This window comes from Carnobacterium sp. ISL-102 (assembly GCF_018612935.1).
GTDB classification, from domain to species: domain Bacteria; phylum Bacillota; class Bacilli; order Lactobacillales; family Carnobacteriaceae; genus Carnobacterium_B; species Carnobacterium_B alterfunditum.
On record NZ_JAGGRF010000033.1, the window covers coordinates 1 to 18,695 of the forward strand.

Sequence of the window (18,695 nt, forward strand, 5' to 3'; positions counted from 1 at the left end):
AATAAACCTCAAAGAGGACTAAAATGGATTAAACTAAGAAAGCGGAAAAATGGGCACTCCCATTTTTCCGCTTTCTTGTTTACTATTAAGTTAGTCTCCGCTAGATAAAACTACTTTTTCAGCAGCCTCGTTAAATTCCGCTGTCTCTTTTACTTATAGAGCAATGAAGAAACTGAAGCGATCACGGTCAGCAAAAAAGACTGGGACACTCTGCAAGAAACATTGTACCTTCAATCTTCTGGCGCAGTTGATGTGATTTATCAATATGAACAAGAAAATGGATTTATTGCACTGGAGGATATCGATTGGGATACTCTGTAAAATTAGCAAAATCAACTATTAAAAAGACCAATAGAGCAGATAACACCTACTTCAACTTAATGTACTAAGTATATTTCGGAGCATGATTGGACAAAAATTTATTTTCTATGAGCAAATAATATGACATATAGCAAATAAAATAGTAAAATAAATAGTAATAGGTGTAATCTTTCCAAAAAATATGACTTATCAGACTATGCACACAATCACTGGAGGAATAACGATCATTATGAACCTAACTGACTTATTAACATCGGTAGAGATCGACTCTATCCGCCCCAATCAACTTAAAAAAGAATTAGATAACATCGCTATTAAAAAAATTGCCTATCACACAAAAGAAGTCGTTGCAGATACATTATTTGTCTGCATTAAAGGTCACCAAACAGATGGACATAACTATGCAAGACATGCTGCAATGCAAGGTGCAACGGTTATCGTCGTCGAACAATTTATTGAAGGCATGGATGTTCTTCAACTTAAAGTCTCAGATAGTCGTGAAGCCTTGGCTACTTTATCGAGTAATTTTTTTGCTCATCCTTCTAATTCAATGAGCATATTCGGCGTAACTGCTACTAATGGGAAGACGACGATTACATACATGATAGATGAGATCTTCAAGGCTTATCAATTAAAATCTGGTTTAATAGGAACTATCCTAGTTAAAATCGATAAAGAGATTGAAATGAGTAGATTAACTACCCCCGAATCTTATGATTTGCAACAGCATTTTGCTAAAATGAGAGATCATGAAATCACACATGTCTCCTTGGAAGTTTCTTCCTCAGCACTGGAACTTAAACGCGTTCATAATACTGACTTTGACGTTGTAGCCTTCATGAATATCAGTCCAGAACATATCAGATTGCATGAATCATTTGATGCTTACTTTGATGCTAAAGCATCATTGATAAGAAATGCTTCTAAAAAAAGTACTGCTATTTTGAATCTTGATGAACCGCTGCTTATCCCTTTAGAAAAAGAAACAGCGGCTCAAGTTGTTACTTTCGGAATCGAAAATAAGTCTGGTACGATCACCGTCTCAAATATTCAATTTTCTTCGGGCATACCATCATTTACAGTGTCTATTCGAAAACCTTTTAACACCCTAAGTGGAAAAAGAATCGATATAACAAGTTTCGATTTAGAAATGTCGGTTCCAGGCTATCATTCTATCTATAATGCCCTTACAGCGCTTGTTACAGGATTAGTCAATGATATACCGATTGAGAATGTCCAGCAAGGAATCAAAAACTTTAGAGGTGTAGAGAGACGATTCCAGATACTATATGATAAAGAATTTAAAGTAATAGACGACTTGTTGTTGAATCAAAACAACATTGATTCATGCATGGAGACCATCAGTCATTTAGATTATAATAAGCTGCACCTTGTACATGCAATCAGAGGAAGTAACGGTCCTGCACACAGTACCGAAATTGCAGAGTCTTTAACAGAATGGTTCCATAAAATGAACGTTGCCAAGATCATCCTGACGACGGCGCCATCACATGCAGCCAAAAATGATGAAGTCACAGATGAAGAATTAGCAGCTTTCTTAAAAGTGATGAAACAAAATAACATTGAAGTTGCTTTTTTTAAAGAACTCGAAGATACTCTGATATTTGGTGTTAAACAGTTGAATGCAGATGATATTCTACTGATTTCAGGAGCGCATTCGATGGATCAGGGAGCAAAAAAGACCCTAGAATTATTAAAAAAAATCCATCCTAAAGTAGATTCTGTAAGTATTGATCAAGTATTGGAGACCAAACTCATTGGAATGGATCCTTTCAAGGTAGCTGAAAAAATTTAAGAATAATCGAACGTCTAAAGATAAAACGAAGAGTCTGTTTATCAGGAAACTGATGAACAGACTCTTCGTTTTATTATATACCTATCATTTAAAAATAATATTGGTGTTCTAAAAAAATTTCTTCTGGAATAACGGACTTGCTTGTGGAGAGCCATGGAAGCGCCTGAAGCCTAAAAAAAATTTGTCATGGTTGTTGCTGCTTTAGCAGCTTACAAACATGATACAATTGGGCGTTATTTGCCCACAGTGCTTCATTTCAGGCTACAAGCAAATCCTATTCCGTCAGAAATTTAAAGTAACTTTTAATGATTTCCCTACTCCCTTTAGTTGCAACATTCAACTAAAGATGATTAGATGGATGCTGTGATAGCTTTTTTCAAAGCCATTTCAACACTTTTAGCAACTTCATTTAATTCTGATTCGTCAAATAAACTAATAAGTTTTTCAGGGCTGGTCATTCCCATATAAGTCTTATTACCTTCTGTTCTCACTACCATTTTACACGGCAATACATATCCTATATGAATATTTTTTTCTAATACTTCTTTCGCCTGTTTTGGATTACATACCTCTAGGACAACAAAATCATCCTTTAACTCTAGTCCTTTTTCAGCAAGCTTATCCTTAAAATTTAATTGCCATAATATTCCAAAACTATTTTCTTTTAAATTTTCTTCTAATGATTGAATAGCTTCTTCTAAGCTTTTATCTGTTCTCTTCTCATAAACAATATCCATTTCCTTACCTCCTGAAATTTGTATTAAAATATGAACTGACTATTCTATTATGCATGTTATACCCCATTCCTTAATGGGTAACTTAACAATATCAGTTTAATTTTTTTTGTAAAGTCAAACGATTCCTAATAAAGATAAACAAGTTTATACCTAACTATGCTACTTTAATTTATATGACATTATTGTATTTAAAGAAATATGGACCATTCAAGTGTATAATAAAATTATTAAATATCGGTAGTTTTATATATAATTAATCTATTACTATCTTTTGAGGGGGAATAAATGTGGAATTTTATATTAGACCGATTAATAGTGGAGATGGCAGAGGTTTAAATGATTTAAGACGTATGCCAGGAGTATTTGAAAATATTTTAGGGATACCTTCAGAGAGAATACAACAAAATGAAGATTTTGTTGTTAATATGGACGCTAACCAACACCAATTTGTCGCTATTTCAAAACTTCCTAACAATGAAGAAATAATTGTAGGAACCGCTGGGTTATCTGTAAATGGTAGTCATCGTACACGACATAGTGGAAGCATAGGCATAATGATCCATAAAGATTATCAAAATCAAGGTGTTGGTACTGCTTTAATAGATGCACTTGTAGACGTAGCAGACAACTGGTTAATGCTTGTTAGACTTGAACTTACTGTATTTGAAGACAACAAGAGCGCTATACATTTGTATGAAAAATTTGGTTTTGAAAAAGAAGGACTTAAACGACTTGCAGCAATAAGAAAAGGAAAATATGAAAATGAATATTTAATGGCGAGAATAAATGTTACTATTTGTCCCCCATTTGATCAGCTGAGCAATACCTAATTCTTTAATCTTAGGTTATAATAGGGATCAAAAATGTTTTTATAAGCAGCTACATAATAAAAATATGAAAAGGAGATCATTATGTTGAATTCATTTGATTACGGTTGGCTTAATTGGGGTAGCTTAGTTCTTGGATCGATTGCTTGGATCATCCCTATTTTTAATATTATACGGCGTAAAAAAATTGAGAATAGAAATTCTCTCATGATTTTATTCAGTATGGGAGCTTGTGCAATAGCTTTATGGTTTCAAATTTCTTATAATAATTATTTAGTTGAAATAAATGATCTACCTGCAATTATGGATACGATAGGTACTTTAAACTGGGTCTCAGCGGTACTTCTTGTTGCAACAATTACTTTGAATATTATAAGTATTGCTTCAAATAGAAATGTACTATCAAATTAATTCTCTTCTTTCAAATAAGATTTACTCTTGGCAGAAAAGGGTTATGTACTGATTTTACTATGGTAATAGTGTTGTTTATAAGTATACAAACTCATTCAAATTTATTAAATAGAAAAGACCGCAAAAAGATTAGATTTTACGCTAACCTTTTTGCGGTCTTTATTAAAATGATTTTTTATTCTCTTTTAGCTACTGAATTTTTTTAAACTAACAAGATTTTATACCTATTGATTTATGGGATTTCATGTATTTCAGTTTGGTAAATATCTTTGATTCTTTTTTCCATTTCTAGCTGACCGTTTTCTCTAAGCTTATCGTATCGGTTTATTTCATTATTAAAAAGAACCACATCAGCGTTAATCATATTTTCATCATAGGCTATCTGTTCATTTTTTTCTACCTCGAACACATCAGCGTAGAAATTTACTACCTCATAAACATTTACATCAATACTCATACCTGTTTCTATTGACATTTAACTCACTCCCTTAACGGTGCTGTTTATCAGTATTCTTCATAATATAAGTCTTCTTTAGAATCATCACCTGCATTTGGGAAAACATATAATAAATAATAATTTTTTCCGTCAACATTTATTTCATCTTTTTGATTCATTTTAGCGGCTTTATTTTCGGTTATTTTGTACATGCCTGTTCCATAAATAAAAATATCTTCATCGATATAGATCCTTTGATCTTCTGGAACGATCGTAACGACAGTGCCATCATCTGCAATAGCCGTGTTGCTTTCTTCTGAAGAGTTATTCCCGTCGTTTTGACATCCAAAAAGTAATGAACTTGAACACACTAAAAGTATAGAGATATTTTTTTTCATAAAAATCCCCCTCTTTTTTTATACTCATTAAAACGCTCTCACTCATAGTATACACGTTTAGCTGTTGTAATAAAAAGAAGAAAGGGTCCATGTGTGAACATTTGGAATACAATCACTACCTAACAATGTAAAAACGCCTAAATAAAGCTAGCAACGGTAAACAATTACAACCACTTAAACCACAGAATTTCACAGTAGCTAGTTTGCTTGTAAAAGGCTACTCCATCTCTACTCTAACAAACCCATCCTTTTTCAATTCAAATACCTGGTCACAGACTTCTTTTAAAAACATCCGATCATGCGAAATAGTAATAATTGAACCTGCAAAATTTTTAAATAATATTCTAAGTTCTGGCTGAGATAGCGGTGAAAAATTTCGTGTAGGCTCATCTAATAGCAATACGTTTTGTCCTGCTAAATCTATTTTTAACAACAGTAATTTGGCTTGTTGGCCCCCTGAGAGTGATTGGATCGGGTGATGCATTTCATCGGTCGTAAACCGCATACTTCCTAAATAAGTCATCACTTGCGTTCGTTCTTCACTGTCTCCTGTCTCACTAAGGAATTCAACCGGCGTTTCATCCATATGCAAATATTCAGCATAATTTTGCGGCATATATCCAGCTGCAATATCTGTGCGTTGGCTTAATTCTGTCCACAATTGTTTTAATAGTGTACTTTTGCCTACTCCATTTTGTCCGATGATCCCTATTTTTTGAGGAGTTCTGACCAATAAATTTAGTGAGTGAGCTAAAATTTCATCCCCCGGTTTCACACTCTCATCTTCCAAATGGAGAATCGGTTTATTTGCAGGAAGTGGCTTAGTGTTTGAAAATTTTACTAAAATAGCATCTGCTTTTAGTGGAATATCTTCGAAATTTTCTTTTTCGCGCTCAAACCGTTTTCCCATTGATTTTACTGCGTGCATTTTCTTTTTGAGTAAGCGTGCTCCAGATGGATCTTGTCTTGAAATAGCCCCTTGTGCATGGTGTACACTGCTCTCAACTTGCCGGTATTTTTCCATTTGTTTTTGGTGCTCTTCACGCTGTTTGTTGCCAACTTGAGATTGGTGAACATAACGTGCTTCTTTTTGTTCGATGTATGCTTGGTAAGGTAAATTTGATACTGTGGCGACTGGGAGCGTCTTATGCTGTAACAACTCTATCTGAATGACCTTAGTCGCTGTAGCTTTAAGCAATGCTTCGTCATGCGAGATAAAAATGATTGTTAGGGGCGTCGTTTTGATAAAGTGCTCTAGCCATTTGACCGTATCAAGATCCAAGTCGTTGGAAGGCTCATCAAGTAATAGCAAATCAGGATCTGTCGAAAGTGCTTTTAGGAGTTGGACTTTTATTTTTTCACCACCGGATAGACTGCCTACCTGTTGTGAGCTTGTTAATCGGTCCGCATCAAATCCCAATTGTCCCACTAATTGATAAAGTTTTTGGTAATCAATATCCATAACATCTTCTTGACCGAAGAAATACTGATCAACCGTGCATTCCATATATTTTTGCGGTAAAGATTGCGGCAAATAAACGGTGCGGCTGAACTGGTTGATCAATTCCCCTTCCGCTTGAATGTAAGATTCAATACTTTTATCTCCTAAGATCCATTTCAATAACGTTGACTTACCATTTCCCTCTTCACCGATGATGGCTACTTTTTCTCCAGGATTAATTGTAAAACTCAAATCCTTAATGATCTCTTTCAAATCCCCTAAGTGATGCAAGGTTAAATTTTTCACTTGTAACATACTAATTCCTCCTGTCTACTACATAAAAAATGACCGCCGGCAAGTTTCTGCAGACGGTCCGTTAGTTTCAATTAAACAGATAGAATGAGGATGGTCTATTTCTATCAATAGCGCCATACCCGATTCGAAAGTTGTTTAAATGATTTATCTAAAAAACCGTTACAAAGAAACCCACCTTGATGGCAGAAAAAAATTTCTTCTTCAATTCCGATTTGTTTAGATAGTGTCCATTTAGGCACAACCTTTCGATTTATTAGGTACAGTGTAGCAAATATTGTTAGCGGACGCAATGAAATAGGGTATCAAATTGGCAGCGAAACATTGGTTCAAAATAGATGCCTCTTCCTATCGGTTTGACTGCTTAAATTTCAAAACCACCATTTATCATCGCTAGTAAAGCTTAAATATTCTTCGCCTTCTTGAAGTCCTGTTCTAATAAACTCATTGATGTCAGCAAGGTCAGTTTTAGAAATTTCACCTGCTTCGCATAGAAATTGATAAAGTTTTTTCAAAGCTGACCCATTTTTTTTAAGTGATGTAGCTGAACTCGACAAATCTTTCCGCACAAAAAAATCACCAAGAAACTCTCCTGCCGAATCACCAGAATTTATAGGAGTCACTTGTTCATACTCAGCTAAATAAACATTTAAATAGAAATCCAACTGTTCGATGTGGCGTTTTACAGTTTTTTCACTTAGGCCTTTTACAGCTATCGTATACTCTTTAAAAGCTGCTAACAATTTTTCATTGTTTTTAATTGATGCTTCTATATACTTTTCCCGTTGCTGCTCGGATAAATTTGACGTATTTAAGCGAGAAAGTTCACTATAATCCCAAGTCTTTTCAATCGCATAAGGTCCTTTTCTAACCATCGCTTCCACTTTTAATGGCTTATTGAAAGCCTCACGTAATGCTTCCACACTACTCCTGTACCCTTGTTTGAATAATTTCGTATGAAGGTAATCACTGTAAGAGATCATCAACTCATTATTTATCGTCTCATTGGTAATAATTGTTCTAAAATCTCTTATCTCATCAGCCATCAAATTGATACTTCCCATTACTGAACGATTAGATGTAGTAGTTACTTGGATATCTCCAGCAAGTTTTAAATACTCGTCAATTTTTTTCGTTGAAATTCCTGCGATCTTAAAAGCAATCCGAATGGCTTCTGGTATTATCTCAGGTAACTTTTTTTTCTTTTGGGCATTAATATCTTGCAGAATGATGGGTGTATAGGTCAGATCATTGAGAAGAATGATAACTTTTTTCCGATTAACATTGATATAATTCGCATGCCATGAAAATAACGGATTAATTTGTGCAAACTGTTTCCCATATTCTTTATCCTCTATACTTGGTAAGGCTGAAAATAAAGGTTGTGCTTTTTTAGTAGCTCCGATGATCATCTTCTTCCCCCTTTTACTCGTTTATCTATTGATTATAACAATAATTTTATCATCCTACTATTTTTTGTGGTTCTATAACAAATGGTGTGGATGCTTCAAAAAAAATTTCTTCTGGAATGGACGGGTTTGCTCGTGGAGAGCCAAGGGAACGCCTGAAGCCTAAAAGAAAGTTGTCATGGTTGTTGCTGCTTTAGCAGCTTACAAAAATGATACACTTGGGCGTTATTTGCCCACAGTGCTTCATTTTAGGCTACAAGCAACCCTATTCCTACATAAATTTTAGGTAAGTAATGCCATTAGATTAAGTCTATCAACACCAAAAATTATACAGCCTTTTTTGTTCGTCATAATGTATTTCATTTTATAGTAGTGCTATAATCTTGATAACGATAACGGCAGATGGGAGAAACCAATGAAATCTAAACTGATAATCATAAGAGGTAATTCAGGAAGTGGAAAAACAACGATTGCGCAATTACTGCGAAATCATTTTGAACGTGGACAAGTTATGCTCATCGCACAAGATACCCTCAGATTAGACATTTTAAATACAAAAGATTTCGTGGGTAATCCAACTATTGATTTAGTAAAAATGATTGCTGCATTTGGTAAAGACAAATATGATTATATAATTATTGAAGGTATTTTTAATTCAAAAATATATAAAGATCTCTTTTTAGAATTAGCCGATAGTTTTGACTATCATATTCATGCTTATTACTACGATCTTTCATTTGAAGAAACCGTCTTACGTCACTCTACTAGGGATAAGTCAAAAGATTTTGGCCCCGATAGAATGAAGGATTGGTGGCTAGAGAAAGACTACCTCAATCTTGAAAATGAGAAAATATTCGATGGAACACTAAGCCAAGAATATGTATTGAATAGGATACTAAAAGATCTATCTATCTAATTTTTTCAAACATATGTAATTAAATTTATTTATAATTACATATGTTTTATATTTATAAAAAGTCTGAATTATATTTTTCTATATCTTTTATTTGAATCATCTTACGCTATAAATTGGTAATGAAAAGTTGAACTCTCTTCATAGATAAAAATAGTTTTTATTACTTTTAAAAATACATTGGCTCCTTTATTTATAATACTTCTATAAAAATACTTAAAACAATAGACTAACCAAACTGAATTTAATAACTGGTATACTTAAAAATTCAAATTCTTATATGAAGGTATAATTCGAATACACCCTTAAAAGTTAAAACTAATAACCCTTATAAAGTTAGATGGATTTTTAGGAATAACTGATTTTTCAAATGAAGCTAGGGCAATATTTCTGCTTATGAGATTTTTAAGATTAGAGCATTTGAGTCTTCTTTGATATTTAGACATTATTAGTCAACATCTGCATCTTATATGATACACTATAAACACATAGTTTAAGGAGGAATTGAAAAATGGAAATACATAAAAATAAAAATTCTTTTTTTGATGGAGGTCTTTTCAGTTTAATAGGATGGAGCATTCTAGGTGCGATTATAACAACAGTCACATTTGGTATTTGTTATCCTTGGGCTTTATGCATGGTTTATGGTTGGAAAATAAATCATACTGTTATTGAAGGTAAACGGATGAAATTTAATGGTTCTGCCTTTAGTTTATTTAGCCACTGGATCAAATGGCTTTTACTCACCATCATAACCCTTGGTATTTATGGTTTCTGGGTTACGATCAAGCTTGAAGATTGGAAAGCACGTAATACAACATTTATAAATTAAATAAAAAAATTCTAAAAATATTGATTTAACAGTATTCTTTAGAATTTTTTTTATAATTAAAATATTAAAACCAAGAAATTTACAGGATCTATTTCATTATTAAAAATCAATTTATCCTAACGAATCTACTTTCCATCAGCTTGTACAAAAATAAAATTGACAAGATTTTTTTAATAGATAATTTCTTATGTATAAAAAATAAACGTTATTTTACTATTTGAAGTGATATAATTATTTTGGATAGGAGGTAATTTACTTGAAAAAATTAGATTTACATATTCATACTAAATATACATTAAGTGACTCAAAAGATTTTGATTTTTCAATTGATACATTACAAGAATATATTAAAGTACGATCTCTTGATGGTATTGCAATAACTAATCACAACCATTTTGATTTAGCTCAATATGAACAGATCTGTAAACAAGTTGATATTACTGTTTTCCCAGGCGTAGAATTAGACTTAGAAAACGGGCATTTATTAATGATCTGTGAAAATAATATGGTGTCAGAACTTAATCACATTTGTCAAAAACTTTCTAGTTACATAACGACTCAAAATTCAAGCTTAACTATGAAAGAGTTTAAAAACCTTTTCAAAAAAACATTTTTAAATAAAGTAGTCTTAATTCCACATTATAAGAAATCCCCAATAATCAATCAAAACGTAATAGATGAACTAAATAGTTTTTCCAAAATAACTGCTGGAGAAGTTCAAAATCATCGGAGATTTGTAGAAGAATTGAATATAAAAAATGGATTAGTACCTGTTCTTTTTAGTGACATGAGAGTATCTCAAGATGTTGAAAGTTTTAATATTAGACAAACTTACTTTCATATTGATGAAATAAGTATTCCGGCTATAAAACTAGCACTTATGGATAAAAATAAAGTTTCTCTTTCTAAGGAAGAAGGAAATCATTTATTTGAGCTCTCAAATAATATTGTGGCCTCAACAGGGTTAAATATTTTGATAGGACAACGTTCGTCTGGGAAAACAAACCTTTTAGATGAAATTCATGAAAATGTTGAAAATACAAAGTATATTAAACAATTCGAATTAATTGAAAAAAATGAAGAAGAATCTAAAAAAAACTTTAATGATAGAGTTTCTATGGATGAAAGTTTAGCTAAAAAAGAATATTTAGCTACTTTTTCTAATTTATTAAATATTGTTTTAAAAATTGACTCCTTAAAAACAAATAAAAACATCCAAGATTACGTTAACTCGCTAATAAATAATTCTAAGTATACTAATATGAAGGATTCCTTTGCTAAAGCTAAGTTATTTGAAGAGACCCCCTTTCAAGAAACAAAACTTGGAAATCTTAAAAAACTGATACAATCCACAGAAATATTAATAACTAATAGAGAATATAAACCGTTAATTGAAGAGTATGTGAATTATGGAGATATGTCTAATTTAATTATTAGATTAATAGAGAAATATAGAGAACTTTTATTACAAAATAAAATTAAAGATACTGCAAATACTATAGTTTCAAATATACAAGCTGAATTACAGTTAAAAACAACTGTTCCTAAAATCAAAAATATAGACTTATCAAATATCGCAAAAGAATTCTTAATCAAAGAAAAATTTGATAAACTTGTCTTATTAATGCATGAAGAAAAAATTATTAGTAGGAAGTCTTTGTCCGATTTTACTATTGAGACTCGTAGAAGAATTTTTGAAGGGGCTGGAGAATTAAAAAGTGAATCTGGTAAAAATGCTGCTTTTAGTTCTGCTCACGCTCATTATGCTAAACCTTTTGAATACTTACAAAAATTAAAGGAAATTACAAAAGTAGAACAAGCAGATTTTTACAAATTTTTTACAAAAGTTGAAATAAGAGTTCTAAACAATGATTTACTACCTGTCTCTGGAGGACAAAGAGCTGAATTTAATTTCTTAAGAAAGATTCAAGATTCTCTCCAATATGATTTGCTTTTGCTTGATGAACCGGAATCTTCTTTTGATAATATTTTTTTAAATGAAAAAATTAATCATCAAATAAAAACAATAGCCGAGAGTATCCCAGTCTTTGTTTCTACTCATAATAATACAGTGGGATCTTCAATCATACCTGACTTTATTATTCACACAAAAAGAGTTATAGAGAATGATAATGCTTCATTTAAAATCTATACAGGATACCCATCCGATCAATTTTTAAAAACACCTAATGGAGAAAAAATAAGTAATTTGTCAGTACAATTAGATTGTTTAGAAGCAGGTGAAAAAACATATACATTGAGGAGTGATAGTTATGAAATACTTGGAAATCGAAAATAATAAAGGTTATTATCATTTAAATTCAAAAAAAACAGAAATTGATAAGATTTCCAAAGAAGATATTTTAGAGTTAGTTAAAATTTTAATGCATGAAAAAGTTTTTTTAATGGATGAGTTTTCAGAAGAAAAATTACAACATGGTGTTCACAAAATAATATATAGAAATATTCATAATAAATTTCAGGATTTAAAAAATGAGAAAGATAGCATCATCGATGAAGTTAATCAAGATTTTCAAGAAGCCTTTCAAAAGTACTCTTAAATTTATATATATGTTAAATAAAAAACAATCATCCTTTTTAAAGGATGATTGTTTTTTAAAGGATGATTGTTTTTTTATTCCCACTCAATAGTTGATGGTGGCTTGCTGGTAATGTCATACACGATACGGTTAACGTGTTTCACTTCATTTACGATACGGACAGAGATCTTTTGCAAGATATCCCAAGGGATGCGGGCAAAGTCACTTGTCATACCATCAATAGACGTAACGGCACGAATTCCGATAGTGTAGTCATACGTACGGCCATCTCCCATTACTCCGACGCTGCGGAAACCAGGAAGAACGGTGAAATATTGCCAGATGTCACGGTCAAGACCGGCAGCCGCAATTTCTTCTCTTAGAATAAAGTCGCTGTCGCGGACGATTTCTAGTTTTTCTTCTGTTATTTCACCAATAACGCGAATTCCTAAACCAGGACCTGGGAAAGGTTGACGCCATACAAGGCTTTCAGGCATTCCTAATTGGATTCCTAATTCACGAACTTCGTCTTTAAATAATGTATTTAACGGTTCGATCAATTTGAATTGCATGTCAGCAGGAAGTCCACCGACATTGTGGTGTGATTTGATCATTTGAGCAGTATCTGTTCCACTTTCGATCACATCAGTGTAAAGCGTTCCTTGTGCTAAGAATTCAACACCTTGAAGCTTCGTTGCTTCATCATCAAAGAGATAGACAAATTCATTTCCAATAATCTTACGTTTTTGCTCTGGATCACTGACGCCCTTTAGTTTAGCCATAAAGCGTTCTTTCGCATCGACACGAATAATGTTCAAGCCAAATTTTCCAACTAAGCTTTCCATTACTTGTTCGCTTTCGCCTTTACGCAATAGACCATGGTCAACAAAGATACACGTCAATTGATCGCCGATAGCTTTTTGTAAAAGCACACCTACAACACTTGAGTCTACTCCGCCCGATAATCCAAGCAATACTTTTTTATCGCCGACTGTTTCACGGATTTTTGCTGTTTCTGATTCGATAAAATCAGCAATACTCCAGTTACCTTCACATCCACAGACATCGAAGGTGAAGTTTTTCAGCATTTCATTTCCATGTTCTGAATGACGTACTTCAGGGTGAAATTGAACAGCATGAAAATTCTTTTTCGGGTCATACATTGAAGCAATTGGACAATGTGGACTAGTTGCTGAAACAACAAAACCTGCTGGAACTTGAGTAACTAAATCTCCATGGCTCATCCAAACTGTTTCATTTTCAGCTAGTGAATTGAATAAAGGCGCTTTTTGATCATTGATCGCAATGCTAGCTTTACCATATTCCCTATTTTCACTGCCTTCGACTCTTCCGCCTAATGCAGTTGTCATTAGTTGCATTCCGTAACAAATCCCTAAAATAGGAATACCCATATTGAAGATCTCAGGATCGACAGAAAAAGAGCCTTCATCATAGACACTCATCGGACCACCAGAAAAGATGATTCCTTTAACATTCATTTCTTTTAATTCTTCAGCTGTTACTTTATGAGAAAGTAATTCAGAGTACACTCCGAATTCACGGATACGTCTTGTAATTAATTGGTTGTATTGACTTCCAAAATCTAGTACTACCATTTTTTCAACATTTGCTAAATCTGTAACCATAACCACGTAGTCCACCCCATATTATTATTTTGAATCTATTTTTTCATTTTACCGACTAATTGACTATTGGTCAACCATACAGTTGATGTATCCCTTTTCTACTCTAATATTTCTTTAATAAAAGCTGATCGATGTAATGATTCTCTGTCTTATGGATGATCAATTCCGCTCTATTTTTAGTAGGAGAAATATATTCTTTCAAATTTTTCAAATTCACATTTTCCCAAACACCGCGAGCCATTTCAAATGCAGCTTCTCGCTCGCCTTGTGCATAAGAATAATAATAATTTCCCGGTTTCTTAAACGCTGTTTCTAATAATAGGCCAAATCGTTCTAAATACCATTTTTCTATTAATTTTGCTTCAGCATCTACGAAAACAGAAAAATCAAAGAAATCACTGATATAGATTTGTTGATTTGCTGGAAGTTGCAACACATTTATACCTTCCACAATCAATATATCTGGTTGTTCTAACTTATATTCTTCACCTTCAATAATATCGTAATATTCATGAGAGTATACCGGTGAAACAACAGATGATTTCCCACTTTTAACATCACCTAAAAAAGAGATCAATCGATTCATATCATAACTCTCTGGGAATCCTTTGCGGTTCATGATCCCTTTTTTCAGCAATGTTTCATTAGGATACAAAAAACCGTCTGTCGTGATCATTTCAACCGATTTTTCTTTGTATACTCTTGAAAGCATGGTTTGCAATAACCGCGCAGTCGTGCTCTTTCCAACAGCCACACTTCCAGCAATGCCAATAATATAAGTTTTTGGAGTTGTTTCATTTTTTAAAAATTTATTTTTTTTAATTTGTAACTGCTCATAATTTTTTAAGTATACATCCAACACATGAACGATTGGTATGTAGATCTCTTCAACATCAGTAATAGAAATCTGGTCGTTTAACCCTTTTAACTCTTCTAATTCTTTTGAAGACAATGGAGCTATACTATCACTATTTAATTTCTTCCATTCTTCACGTTCAATGATATGAAATGTAGCAGAATCTTTCATATACTTATAAGACCTCCGAGTTCCTAGACTTCCGAACTATTGTACCAAATTTCCTTCTCTTTTTATAGTTTTTCTTATCCAGTTGTTAGAAAAACGCTTGTCTTAAAAGAAACTTAACTAGCCATATATCTTATCTATAGTGTAGTATATAATTTGGTACAGCATTATTTTTTTTAAAAGCGTCTATAAATGATCGATACGCTGGGGGAATTTCACAGTTTATTTTAGAAAAAATTCCTCATGCAGCTATTTTAGGATCATTCATTTGGGACGTTAAATACATCAGACATGAATTATATTATAATGTTATATGCTGCTCCATGGTTAGTCGAAAAAATCGCTCAGCTTTAACTTACAGCAATTTAAATCAAATACATTTACTACGGAATAAAGGAGTTACAACATGTTGAATATTACTCAACCTGCAACAGGGACTGCTAACGGAAAAATTATTTTAATGGGAGAACACTCTGTAGTTTATGGAGAACCTGCTATAGCTATTCCTTTTCCTGCAACACACACCCAAGTAACTATTACAGAAACTGAAGGTCCGGTCCAACTAGACTGTGTTTATTATCAAGGAAACTTATCTTCAGCACCCAAACATTTAAAAAATCTGATTGCCGTTGTAGAATCAACAATCAGTGAATTAAAGCAGGAACTAAAAGATTTCAAGCTGACCATAGAAAGTACGATTCCTGTTGAAAGGGGTATGGGTTCGAGTGCTGCCGTGGCTATTGCAATGGTTCGTGCATTGTTCTCTTACTTTTCAACCGAACTAACAGATGATAGGCTCCTGTCGTTGGCAAACATATCTGAAACGATCGCTCATGGAAACCCAAGCGGCTTAGATGCGGCCATGACAAGTGGCAGACACCCTCTTTACTATATAAAGGGTGAACCTTTTGCTCCCTTTCGTTTGTCAGTTTCAGCTTATTTGATTGTGGCGGATACTGGTCTAAAAGGCCAAACTAGAGATGTTGTTGCTAGTATTGCTCGATTAAAGCAAGAAAATAAAAAACTAACGATGGACGCTATTCAACAACTAGGTGATTTGGCCAAACAAGCGAAACTTGCAATTGAAGCTAATATTCCTGTAAAATTAGGACTGGCTATGGATACGGCACATGAAACGCTTGACTTTTTAGGTGTAAGCAATGACACGTTGAATCGTTTAGTGAGCACAGCACGCACTAATGGAGCTCTAGGAGCAAAGTTAACTGGCGGTGGACGCGGAGGCTGTATGATTGCTTTAGCCAGTGACAAAGATACAGCTGCACGTATTTCAGCTGCTTTATTGGATGCTGGTGCTGTAAATACATGGACACACCCATTAGGAGATGACTAAGTTGAGCAATGCAAGAAAAGTACGTGCCTATACAAATATAGCTTTGATTAAATATTGGGGAAAGCGAGATGACGCTCTTATCTTACCCACGAGCAGTAGTCTATCGCTCACTTTAGATGCTTTTTATACAGAAACTGTCGTATCTTTTGATGCATCTTGTGAAAAAGATACCTTTTACTTAAACGATAAAATTCAAGATGAAGCTGCTACATTAAAAGTTAGCCGCTTCTTAAATTTGTTTAGAGAAACAGCGGGTTTAAAAACACCCGCGATCATCAGAAGTACCAATTATGTGCCTACCGCTGCTGGTCTAGCTTCTTCTGCTTCTGGGATGGCTGCTTTAGCTGGAGCCGCTAATTTAGCGACTGGGTTAAACCTTTCTCCTCAAGAACTTTCTATCTTTGCAAGACAAGGTTCTGGGTCAGCTACCCGCAGTGTTTATGGCGGCTTTGTAGAATGGCAAAAAGGAACTTCATCAGCAGATTCTTATGCTGTAAAAGTAGACGATGCCGATTGGGATATCGGTATGGTCGTAGTCGTGGTAAACAAAAAACAAAAAGAACTTTCTAGTCGCGAAGGAATGAAACGAACTGTCGCAACATCCCCTTTCTATTCAGGATGGGTCGAAAGTACCGCAGTTGACCTTGTGAATATCAAAAAAGCTATCCGTGATCAAGACTTTGAACAAGTTGGCGCGATCACAGAAAGCAATGGCATGAAAATGCATGGAACTATGTTAGGAGCTAACCCACCGATTTCTTATTGGGAACCGGATAGTGTTGTAGCTATGCAACTCGTAAGACAATTACGTAAGCAAGGGATTCCTTGTTACTTCACAATGGATGCTGGTCCAAATGTTAAAGTTCTTTGTCGTTTATCTGATAGCCAAAAAATAAAAACAGCTTTTCTAAATTATTTTAATGAAGAACAACTGATTATCTCTGGTCCTGGAAGTGACTTAAAAGAAGTTTCACTCTAACAGATTGAAAAAAAACAGTGTTCATTACTTAGGAGGAATTACAGTATGATTGAAGCTTCTGCACCGGGCAAATTATACATTGCGGGCGAATATGCCGTTGTTGAACCAGGTTACCCAGCTATCTTGGTAGCCGTTGATCAATTTATTACCGTATCACTTGAAATATCTGAGCATGTTGGCAGTATTACCTCTTTTCAGTATGGGAACCTTCCCATTTTATGGCAACGTGAAAATGATCGTTTAGTACTTGATAAACGAGAAAATCCTTTTCACTATATCCTAGCTGCTATTCGTTTAACCGAAGAATACGCAAAAGAACAAGGAAAAGAACTATCTTTCTATCATTTAACAGTTGACAGTGAATTGGACAGCTCACAAGGAAAAAAATATGGCTTAGGTTCAAGTGCAGCCGTCACAGTAGCTACTGTAACAGCTTTGTGTCGCTTCTATGACATCACTGTTAGTAAAAATGTTATTTTTAAGTTAGCTGCTTTGGCTCATTTATCTGTTAAAAGCAATGGATCTTGTGGCGATGTAGCAGCTAGTGTTTATGGTGGTTGGTTGGCCTTTACGACGTTCGACCCTGAATGGGTATTGGAACAAAAAGAACACAACACTGTAAAAGAATTACTCGAATTAGAGTGGCCTCATTTATCTTTTACGCCATTAACGCCACCAAAAGATTTACGTCTGGTTATCGGATGGACAGGTTCTCCTGCATCTACTTCACATTTAGTGGATGAAGTTACCAATAAACGTAGCCAAGATACTATGGCCTATGAAACCTTTTTGGAACAAAGCAAACAATGCGTTAATGCTCTGATCCATGCTTTTCAAGAGGAAAATGTAGCCGAGATCCAACGTCAGATCCGAAAAAATCGTCAGCTTTTACTCCAGATGAGTCAAGATACATCTGTTACGATCGAGACTCCTGCTTTGACAAAGCTATGCGAAATGGCCGAAGCTTTCAATGGAGCTGCTAAATCCTCTGGTGCTGGCGGAGGCGATTGCGGAATTGTCATTTTCAATCGAAAAGAAGGTTTATTATCGCTTATTACAGATTGGGAAAAAGAAGGCATCATTAATCTTCCATTACATGTATATAAAAAAACAGATTTTTAATAATTCTTTTTTAAGGATCTGATTTGTCAAATTAAGCTAGACAGAACATCTTCATTCATGTAACTCAAAAATACTTCCAATGGTGTTTGATAGTTCAATGACTTTCTTGGAATAGTATTTCTCTTATCTGCAACTGATGAAACAAATGATTGGTCGACTTGATTAAAATCCATTTCTTTT

At 33.9% G+C, this 18,695-nt stretch carries 17 protein-coding genes and 1 pseudogene; 10 read left to right on the forward strand and 8 right to left on the reverse strand.

The window, feature by feature from the left end; all coding sequences use genetic code 11:
• Window positions 1-550 precede the first annotated feature (550 nt).
• Entirely contained in the window at window positions 551-2,137 is a 1,587-nt protein-coding gene (locus tag J7E16_RS09745; RefSeq protein ID WP_214891263.1) for a Mur ligase family protein, read from the forward strand.
• Between the two features lie 350 nt (window positions 2,138-2,487).
• Here J7E16_RS09745 and J7E16_RS09750 read toward each other — a convergent pair whose 3' ends face one another.
• The gene (locus tag J7E16_RS09750; RefSeq protein WP_214891265.1) at window positions 2,488-2,874 is read right to left on the reverse strand and encodes a DUF302 domain-containing protein; all 387 of its coding nucleotides are present in this window, start codon (window positions 2,872-2,874) and stop codon (window positions 2,488-2,490) included.
• Window positions 2,875-3,161: 287 nt separating this feature from the next.
• Here J7E16_RS09750 and J7E16_RS09755 point away from each other — a divergent pair, with 287 nt between their 5' ends.
• Both J7E16_RS09755 and J7E16_RS09760 read left to right on the forward strand, forming a co-directional pair.
• Window positions 3,162-3,704 carry a GNAT family N-acetyltransferase gene (locus J7E16_RS09755; RefSeq protein ID WP_214891267.1) on the forward strand — a complete coding sequence of 181 codons (543 nt, stop codon included), beginning with the start codon at window positions 3,162-3,164 and terminating at the stop codon, window positions 3,702-3,704.
• Window positions 3,705-3,785: 81 nt separating this feature from the next.
• On the forward strand, window positions 3,786-4,112 hold the full coding sequence (locus J7E16_RS09760) for a hypothetical protein (RefSeq protein WP_214891269.1): 327 nt from the start codon (window positions 3,786-3,788) through the stop codon (window positions 4,110-4,112).
• A 232-nt stretch (window positions 4,113-4,344) separates the two neighbouring features.
• Here J7E16_RS09760 and J7E16_RS09765 read toward each other — a convergent pair whose 3' ends face one another.
• From J7E16_RS09765 to J7E16_RS09780, 4 genes are all read right to left on the reverse strand, one after another.
• The gene (locus tag J7E16_RS09765; RefSeq protein ID WP_214891271.1) at window positions 4,345-4,587 is read right to left on the reverse strand and encodes a P-loop NTPase family protein; all 243 of its coding nucleotides are present in this window, start codon (window positions 4,585-4,587) and stop codon (window positions 4,345-4,347) included.
• A 29-nt stretch (window positions 4,588-4,616) separates the two neighbouring features.
• Complete coding sequence (locus tag J7E16_RS09770; protein WP_214891273.1) at window positions 4,617-4,946, reverse strand: hypothetical protein; 330 nt, start codon at window positions 4,944-4,946, stop codon at window positions 4,617-4,619.
• 217 nt (window positions 4,947-5,163) lie between these two features.
• The gene (locus J7E16_RS09775) at window positions 5,164-6,702 is read right to left on the reverse strand and encodes an ABC-F family ATP-binding cassette domain-containing protein (RefSeq protein WP_214891275.1); all 1,539 of its coding nucleotides are present in this window, start codon (window positions 6,700-6,702) and stop codon (window positions 5,164-5,166) included.
• 368 nt (window positions 6,703-7,070) lie between these two features.
• Window positions 7,071-8,111, reverse strand: a complete 1,041-nt coding sequence (locus tag J7E16_RS09780) for a DUF6933 domain-containing protein (RefSeq protein ID WP_214891277.1) — start codon at window positions 8,109-8,111, stop codon at window positions 7,071-7,073.
• Window positions 8,112-8,523: 412 nt separating this feature from the next.
• On the opposite strand from J7E16_RS09780, the gene J7E16_RS09785 reads away from it, so the two are divergent.
• From J7E16_RS09785 to J7E16_RS09800, 4 genes are all read left to right on the forward strand, one after another.
• On the forward strand, window positions 8,524-9,024 hold the full coding sequence (locus tag J7E16_RS09785; RefSeq protein ID WP_214891279.1) for an AAA family ATPase: 501 nt from the start codon (window positions 8,524-8,526) through the stop codon (window positions 9,022-9,024).
• 508 nt (window positions 9,025-9,532) lie between these two features.
• Window positions 9,533-9,853: a DUF898 family protein gene (locus J7E16_RS09790; RefSeq protein WP_214891281.1), complete on the forward strand. Its 321-nt coding sequence runs from the start codon at window positions 9,533-9,535 to the stop codon at window positions 9,851-9,853.
• Window positions 9,854-10,109: 256 nt separating this feature from the next.
• The gene (locus J7E16_RS09795; protein ID WP_214891283.1) at window positions 10,110-12,152 is read left to right on the forward strand and encodes a PHP domain-containing protein; all 2,043 of its coding nucleotides are present in this window, start codon (window positions 10,110-10,112) and stop codon (window positions 12,150-12,152) included.
• Window positions 12,127-12,414: a hypothetical protein gene (locus tag J7E16_RS09800; protein WP_214891285.1), complete on the forward strand. Its 288-nt coding sequence runs from the start codon at window positions 12,127-12,129 to the stop codon at window positions 12,412-12,414. Before J7E16_RS09795 ends, J7E16_RS09800 begins: the two co-directional genes overlap by 26 nt.
• A 74-nt stretch (window positions 12,415-12,488) precedes the next feature.
• Here the strand turns inward: J7E16_RS09800 and guaA are convergent, their stop codons facing one another.
• Both guaA and coaA read right to left on the reverse strand, forming a co-directional pair.
• The gene (guaA, locus tag J7E16_RS09805; RefSeq protein ID WP_251006157.1) at window positions 12,489-14,039 is read right to left on the reverse strand and encodes a glutamine-hydrolyzing GMP synthase; all 1,551 of its coding nucleotides are present in this window, start codon (window positions 14,037-14,039) and stop codon (window positions 12,489-12,491) included.
• A gap of 103 nt (window positions 14,040-14,142) precedes the next feature.
• Window positions 14,143-15,066, reverse strand: a complete 924-nt coding sequence (gene coaA / locus J7E16_RS09810; protein WP_214891289.1) for a type I pantothenate kinase — start codon at window positions 15,064-15,066, stop codon at window positions 14,143-14,145.
• A 403-nt stretch (window positions 15,067-15,469) separates the two neighbouring features.
• Here coaA and mvk point away from each other — a divergent pair, with 403 nt between their 5' ends.
• Genes mvk through J7E16_RS09825 form a run of 3 tightly spaced genes read left to right on the forward strand, consistent with a single transcriptional unit; the run spans window position 15,470 to window position 18,515 of the window.
• A complete protein-coding gene (gene mvk, locus J7E16_RS09815) occupies window positions 15,470-16,414 on the forward strand; it encodes a mevalonate kinase (protein ID WP_214891290.1) in 945 nt (314 codons plus the stop codon).
• The gene (mvaD, locus tag J7E16_RS09820; RefSeq protein ID WP_214891292.1) at window positions 16,407-17,393 is read left to right on the forward strand and encodes a diphosphomevalonate decarboxylase; all 987 of its coding nucleotides are present in this window, start codon (window positions 16,407-16,409) and stop codon (window positions 17,391-17,393) included. Before mvk ends, mvaD begins: the two co-directional genes overlap by 8 nt.
• A 45-nt stretch (window positions 17,394-17,438) precedes the next feature.
• Window positions 17,439-18,515 (forward strand): phosphomevalonate kinase, encoded by a 1,077-nt coding sequence (locus tag J7E16_RS09825; protein WP_214891294.1) that lies wholly within the window; start codon window positions 17,439-17,441, stop codon window positions 18,513-18,515.
• Between the two features lie 26 nt (window positions 18,516-18,541).
• Here J7E16_RS09825 and J7E16_RS09830 read toward each other — a convergent pair.
• Window positions 18,542-18,695: pseudogene (locus J7E16_RS09830) on the reverse strand (IS30 family transposase); the annotation flags it as partial.